The 6,177-nt window shown below is 64.6% G+C and carries 9 protein-coding genes; 2 read left to right on the forward strand and 7 right to left on the reverse strand.

Annotation, left to right across the window (positions count from 1 at the left end):
• Both WAN71_RS03690 and WAN71_RS03695 read left to right on the forward strand, forming a co-directional pair.
• Nucleotides 1–553: DUF5642 family protein (locus WAN71_RS03690; protein ID WP_422224033.1), on the forward strand; the 553-nt coding region annotated here is incomplete at its 5' end.
• Between the two features lie 24 nt (nucleotides 554–577).
• Nucleotides 578–1,234, forward strand: coding sequence for a DUF5642 family protein (locus WAN71_RS03695; RefSeq protein WP_422224034.1), 657 nt, complete (start codon nucleotides 578–580; stop codon nucleotides 1,232–1,234).
• Between the two features lie 3 nt (nucleotides 1,235–1,237).
• On the opposite strand, the gene WAN71_RS03700 is transcribed toward WAN71_RS03695, so the two are convergent.
• From WAN71_RS03700 to WAN71_RS03730, 7 genes are all read right to left on the reverse strand, one after another.
• Nucleotides 1,238–1,834 carry an alpha-ketoglutarate-dependent dioxygenase AlkB gene (locus WAN71_RS03700; RefSeq protein WP_422224035.1) on the reverse strand — a complete coding sequence of 199 codons (597 nt, stop codon included), beginning with the start codon at nucleotides 1,832–1,834 and terminating at the stop codon, nucleotides 1,238–1,240.
• An 88-nt stretch (nucleotides 1,835–1,922) separates the two neighbouring features.
• On the reverse strand, nucleotides 1,923–2,354 hold the full coding sequence (soxR, locus tag WAN71_RS03705) for a redox-sensitive transcriptional activator SoxR (RefSeq protein WP_422224036.1): 432 nt from the start codon (nucleotides 2,352–2,354) through the stop codon (nucleotides 1,923–1,925).
• 176 nt (nucleotides 2,355–2,530) lie between these two features.
• Nucleotides 2,531–3,937: a Si-specific NAD(P)(+) transhydrogenase gene (gene sthA / locus WAN71_RS03710; RefSeq protein ID WP_422224041.1), complete on the reverse strand. Its 1,407-nt coding sequence runs from the start codon at nucleotides 3,935–3,937 to the stop codon at nucleotides 2,531–2,533.
• Between the two features lie 106 nt (nucleotides 3,938–4,043).
• The gene (locus tag WAN71_RS03715) at nucleotides 4,044–4,523 is read right to left on the reverse strand and encodes a DUF5078 domain-containing protein (protein ID WP_422224037.1); all 480 of its coding nucleotides are present in this window, start codon (nucleotides 4,521–4,523) and stop codon (nucleotides 4,044–4,046) included.
• 56 nt (nucleotides 4,524–4,579) lie between these two features.
• A complete protein-coding gene (locus WAN71_RS03720) occupies nucleotides 4,580–4,921 on the reverse strand; it encodes a DUF732 domain-containing protein (protein ID WP_422224038.1) in 342 nt (113 codons plus the stop codon).
• Nucleotides 4,922–5,066: 145 nt separating this feature from the next.
• Entirely contained in the window at nucleotides 5,067–5,756 is a 690-nt protein-coding gene (locus WAN71_RS03725) for a TetR/AcrR family transcriptional regulator (protein ID WP_422224039.1), read from the reverse strand.
• A gap of 51 nt (nucleotides 5,757–5,807) precedes the next feature.
• On the reverse strand, nucleotides 5,808–6,177 hold a 370-nt coding region (locus tag WAN71_RS03730), incomplete at its 5' end, for an MMPL family transporter (protein WP_422224040.1).

Genomic DNA, 6,177 nt, shown 5'->3' on the forward strand with positions numbered 1-6,177 from the left:
CGCCAACATCAGACGGGTCGGACGCGAACTGCCGCCTGGCTATGAGGTAACCGCGGTTTCGGGCGAGGCCGCGCCACCGGCGATCTGGGGTATTGGCGGGAATAGCGCATCAACCCCTGCGCGCTGCGCGGCGCTTGCCGACCCGGCCGGCGGTCACGGGCAATCCGCTCAAGGCATTTCGGGATCTGGCGCGGGCGGCATCGTGTACGCGGTGGTTGCGGCTGCGCCGAGCGGACCGGTTTCACTGGATCAGTCGCTGGTTACCCAGTGCCGGGCGTGGACCATGACCAGCGGGCGTGCCACCGCGCGCGTTCATCTGGTCGATGCTCCTCGCATCGACGGCGTCGAAACCCTCGGCATGGCTACCGATATCACCACGTCGGTTGAGGGCGGCAACCAAATCGGCTCCCGGGCAAACACGTTCACGGCTTATCTCGGCGATTACTACGCGTTCACCACGCTGATCAGTGACCCCGGCTCAGCGCAGTCGCCGCTGACGCCGCGGTTCGCCGCCGACCTGCTGGTGAAAGCGGTGTCGGCGTTACGTGTCTGAGGGCGGTGCATTAGATTGACGCGGATGATGCGGATAGTGGTCGCGATCGGAAGTGTCTGCTTGCTGGCGGCCTGCTCTCACGGATCTTCGGACAACGCCCCCTCCGCTGATATCACCAAGATTTCGCAGGTGGACTCGAGCTTCGGACCCGGATATAAGGTCAAGGACGTCCCGAAGACCGGAATTGATCCCAAGGTGCTTTCAACGCACAAGCTTCCGCCGGGGCTGACGTTCGACCCTCCCGATTGCTCGTCATTCGTGGTCGGCGAGGACATGCCACCGGGACTGCAGGGGAACATGGCCGCCGTTGCCGCCGAGGGTGGCGGCAACCGCTTCATTGCAATGGCAGTGCAGACGTCCGAGCCGCTGCCGTTCAACGAACCGGGACGGAACTGCAAGAAGGTGGCATTTCAGGGCGGCCAGATGCGCGGCCTGATCGAGGTCGTCGATGCGCCGCAAATCGAGGGGACCCGCACTTTGGGAGTGCACCGGGTCCTGCATACGGTGGTTAACGGAAAGCCGCGCAGCGGCGAGCTTTACAACTACTCCGCGCACTTCGGCGACTATCAGGTGATCATCACCGCCAACCCGCTGCTGCGACCCGACAAGCCCGCCACTCCCGTCGACACCAATCGGGCGCGCGACTTGCTGGTCAAATCGGTCGCCGCAGTCAGAAGCTGATTTCTAACGCACGTCTTTCGGCCGGAACTGGATACTGACCCGGGCGCCGGTAGCGGACGACGTTTTGGGAACCGAGTGCTCCCAGGTTCGCTGACAGGAACCGCCCATCACCAGCAGATCGCCATGAGCCTGTGGCAGCCGCAACGACGGCCCGCCGCCGCGGGGCCGCAGCGCGAAGGTGCGGGTGACGCCGAGGCTAACGATCGCCACCATGGTGTCCTGGGTGCTGCTGCGGCCGATGGTGTCGCCATGCCAGGCGACGCTGTCCGACCCGTCGCGGTACCAGCACAGCCCTACGGTGGTGAACGGCTCGCCCAACTCGCCGGCGTAAATGTCGTTGAGCCGGCGGCGGACCCGGCTCAGCCGCGGATGCGGCGGATCCTCGACGGCGAAGTCGTGAAAACTCACCAGCCGGGGCACGTCGAGTACGCGGTCATACATCTGACGGCGCTCCGCTCGCCACGGCACTGTCGCCAGCAGTTCGCTCAATAAGTCCTCGGCGCCGGTCAGCCAACCGGACCGGATATCGATCCAGGCTCCGTTGCCCAGCGGCCTGCGCTCGTTGCACTCGAACAACGATTCCTGTACCGCAATCGCCACGGCGCCGAGTCTATCGCACACTCGTTCGAACTTCGCGCGGCGACGATGCGGGCCGTGCAGCGGCCCGATGAGGAGCCGCGCCATTGAACTACAGCCGGACCGGCCCGGGGCCCTGGTTGGCAAGCACGTCGCCCGGATTGGACAAAGCGCAACTGCGCAGGCTCAGACAACCGCAGCCGATGCAGTCGGCGAGGTTGTCGCGCAACCGCTGCAGATGCAGGATCCGATCATCGAGGTCGGCCCGCCATCCGGCCGACAGCCTCGCCCAGTCCCGGGTGGTCGGAACCCGACCGCCGGGCAGCGTGGCCAGCGCTTCACGGACGCGCGCCAACGGGATGCCCAGTCGGTGCGACATTCTGATGAAGGCGACGCGGCGTAGCGTCTCGCGACTGTAGCGGCGCTGGTTGCCCGAGGTGCGCCTGCTGGTGATCAGCCCCTGCCGCTCGTAGAAGTGCAAAGCCGAGACCGCAACGCCGGCCCGAGCGGCCAGTTCGCCGGGAAGCAGTTCCTCGGTGTCCATAACCTAAACCATAGTCCCGGTTTTGCGCACTCCGCTGGGGCTGAATGTCTCGACGACGCAACGTCCCCGTCGACAAAGGGCGGTGCGCCTTATTTCGTAGCGGCACCGCCGATTTCGCCTCGCGGACTCGGCGCATGTCATCGGATTGGTTTCTGCAACCGATGTCAGCATCGGCATCACGCGCGGAAGCGGCTGAGCGTGCGGATCTTGTTCATCACGTCCAACGCGGCGACCTTGTAGGCCTCGGCGAACGTTGGGTAGTTGAACACCGTGTCCACCAGATACTCGAGCGTGCCGTCACAGCCCATCACCGCCTGCCCGATATGCACGAGTTCGGTGGCGTTGGTGCCGACGATGTGCACTCCCAGCAGCTTTAGGTCGTCGGGGGAGACCAGCAGTTTGAGCATGCCGTGGGAGGCGCCGGTGATTTGGCCGCGGGCCAGTTCTCGGTAGCGGGACACGCCGACCTCGTAGGCGATTGAGTCGTTGGTGAGCTCGACTTCGGTGGCGCCGACGTAGGACAGCTCCGGGATCGTGTAGACGCCGATCGGCTGCAGCTCGAGCATCCCGGCTGTCGGTTCGCCGAAGGCGTGGTTTGCGGCCAGCCGACCCTGCTCCATTGACGTGGCTGCTAGCGCCGGGAACCCGATCACGTCGCCGACGGCGTAGATGTGGTCGACCTTGGTGCGGAACTTGCCGTCGACGAAAATCCTTCCGCGGCTATCGCTCTCCAACCCGGCGTTAGCCAGGTCCAGATCGTCGGTCTGGCCCTGCCGACCAGCCGAATACATCACCGCCGCGGCGGGGATCTGCTTGCCGCTGGCCAGGGTGGTGACCGTGCCGGAGGCGCCGACGTCGACGGCGGTCACCTCCTCGCCGAACCGGAACGTGACGGCCAGCTCGCGCAGGTAAAACTGTAGGGCCTCGACGATCTCGGGATCACAGAAATCCAGCATGGTATGACGTTGTTCGACGACGGTCACCTTGGTGCCGAGGGCGGCGAACATTGACGCATACTCGATGCCGATCACGCCGGCGCCAACCACAACCAATGATGCCGGAACGAACTTCAGGTTGAGGATTCCGTCGGAGTCCAGCACGCGCTCTTCGTCGAACTCCACGCCCGGTGGTTGCGCCGGCTTGGTACCTGTGGCGATGACGATGTAGCGCCCGCTGACGGTGACCCGCTCGCCGCGGTGCTGGTCCTCGACCAGCACTGTGTGCTCGTCGATGAAGCAGCCGTCGCCGGTGTAGAGCTCGACGCGGTTGCGGATCAGCTGCGAGCGCACCACGTCCTGCTCTTTGTCAATGACGTGCTGGGTTCGGGCCAACAGGTCCGCGGGGGTGATGTTTTCTTTGACTCGGTAACTCGCGCCGTACAGTTCGCGCTGGGTTATGCCGGTCAGGTAGAGCACCGCCTCGCGCAGCGTCTTTGATGGGATCGTGCCGGTGTTGGTGGAGACGCCGCCGAGCGTCCGGTCGCGTTCGATGACCGCGACCGTTTTGCCGAGTTTGGCTGCGGCGATGGCCGCCTTCTGTCCGCCGGGGCCAGAACCGATGACGACAAGGTCGTACTCCCGCATGGATGGGTGCATGTGCGACTCCTCTACGGCGCCCGGAGATGTCTTACCTGTGGAGCTGGCGCCACAACGACCAAAGCGATTGCGGTGGCGAGGTTTCCAGAGTTGGTCATCGGGCGGGTGACCAGTCCCACACGGATAGGTCGTCGGGTGGGTAGTCGGCGCAGTGATCCGTTTCTTTGGCGGCGACGCCTTTGTTGTTGAAGAAGATCTTCGCCCAGTTGGGCCACGCCGCCGTCATGGGATCGGCAAAGTTGGTGACTACTTGTTCGGAATAGGCTCTGCGATCGGCAGGGTTGAGCGAATAGAAGTAGTGCGCACTGTCGATGGCGGCCTGTTGAACCTGGGGCGACTTGTTGTGCTTGTCGATCATGTAGCGCTCATAATAGATTGGCGTGAAATCACGTGCGGCGGCAAGGATCTGCTCGGCGGTGCAGGTGGTGGCGATCATCCGGCGGGGGATCGGGTAATCGTCGGTCGAGTCGGCCATCGCGGTGGCGGGCAACACCGTCGTCGCGATCGTGGCGGTAAGTACGGCGATCCCGGCCCGCAGAACAGAACGTGCTCGCGGCCGCCTCGGTCGGTACATGGGTATCTCCTAATCGGTCGATACGGAGGGTCGGCCTCGCGGCCTGGGCTGCAACATCATTGGTGGCGTGCGGCCGCCGAGGTCAGGATCGGCACCTGGTCGGGGCAGTAGGTGCCGATTGCGGCGGCGAGGAATTGGTAGCTTTGCGCGGTGCTGGTACCGCGCGGCAGGTTGACGAACGCGAAGCGGGCGGACTTGTCCGCAGTGGTGTCTAGGCCGTTGCGTAGTCGTTCACACGTGATCTTGCCCAGCCAGGCGTTGTAGTCGAGGGGACCGTAGATGCCTTGCCCGTGAAGCTGATTGGCGAAATCGGTATCCGGGTCGGCGTGCGTCGGGGCGGCCAGGGCGACCATGGCCGCCGCGACCATCACCAGGACTGTGACCTTCGCTAATCTCATTGCGGTCCTTGGTGACTCGTCGCATCCGCGAGGAGCGGCTGGGTCGTGGCCGTGTCGTCGGTCGGCTGCTGAATCCGGGGCAGGTTGCGGCACCCAGAGATACGCATAAGAGCACTCGCGACCCTGAGACGAGAGTCATCTCGGTTCACCGGGCACGCCCGGACATTGAGGTGTGTTCTCGGTGAGCTGTTTTGGGACTGCGCCTGGTGGGGGCGGGTGAAGTCGAGACCGGCGCATAAACCGCGGGCAGCACCAACGTGTCGATGACCTGTCGCACGAACTCGGCGTTGACGGTTTGTCCGCTGATCACCCGCATCAGGCCCATGGCGGTGAGTACGTCGGCGACCAGTGACCAGTCGCGATCACCCGATATCTCGCCGCGGGCAGCTGCTTGCTTGAGTATCGCCGTTATCCTCCGCCGACCTCGGTGGAGTATCAGGTCGTCGAGGGCTGTAGCGAGTTCGGGGTCGCGCGCGGCCTCCATTGCGACCCGTAGCACCAGGTCGTTGGAGATCAAGTCGTCGTCGTTGCGGGCCGCGCCTTCGACGAGAAGTTCGAAATCGCCCGTGAGGCTGCCGGTGTCGGGGGCTTCGTCGCTCATCAGGTCGGGCCGCCAGTACACGAGTGCGTCGGTGATCAACGCTGCTTTCGAGGCCCACCGGCGGTAGATCGCGGCTTTGCCGACACCGGCGCGTGCGGCGATGTCGTTCATGTTGGTGGCGTCGTAGCCGTACTCCGCCAGGGCGGCCAAGGCGGCGTTGAGGATCGCGGGATCGCGTGACCGGTCCAGGCGCCCGTCGGTGCGCTGGCGCAGTTTCGATTCCGTGTCTGTCATGTGTCCCGATCCGGGATGACAACGCTGTTTCCAGCTTGGAAGATCGGCAATTCACACCATCGCCGGCTGTAAAATCGGCGCGGTGTTCGCGTCGGATGCGGGCTCGGGACCGGCTCTCTCCACGATCTTGAAGGTGTTCAGTGGCCACCAGAACCAGCGTCCGAGTGCGGCGGCGATCGAGGGGGTCATGAAGGAGCGCACGATGAGCGTGTCGACCAGCAGACCGATGCCGATGGTCATGCCCAGCTGGCCGACCACACGCAAGTCGCTGACGATCATCGACATCATGGTGAACGCGAACACCAGGCCGGCGGCGGTGACGACGCGCCCGGTGGCGCCCATGCCGCGGATGATCCCCGTGTTGAGGCCGGCGTGGATCTCCTCCTTAAGCCGCGAGACCACGAGCAGGTTGTAGTCCGAA

The organism is Mycobacterium sp. (assembly GCF_049280035.1).
Lineage (GTDB): Bacteria > Actinomycetota > Actinomycetes > Mycobacteriales > Mycobacteriaceae > Mycobacterium.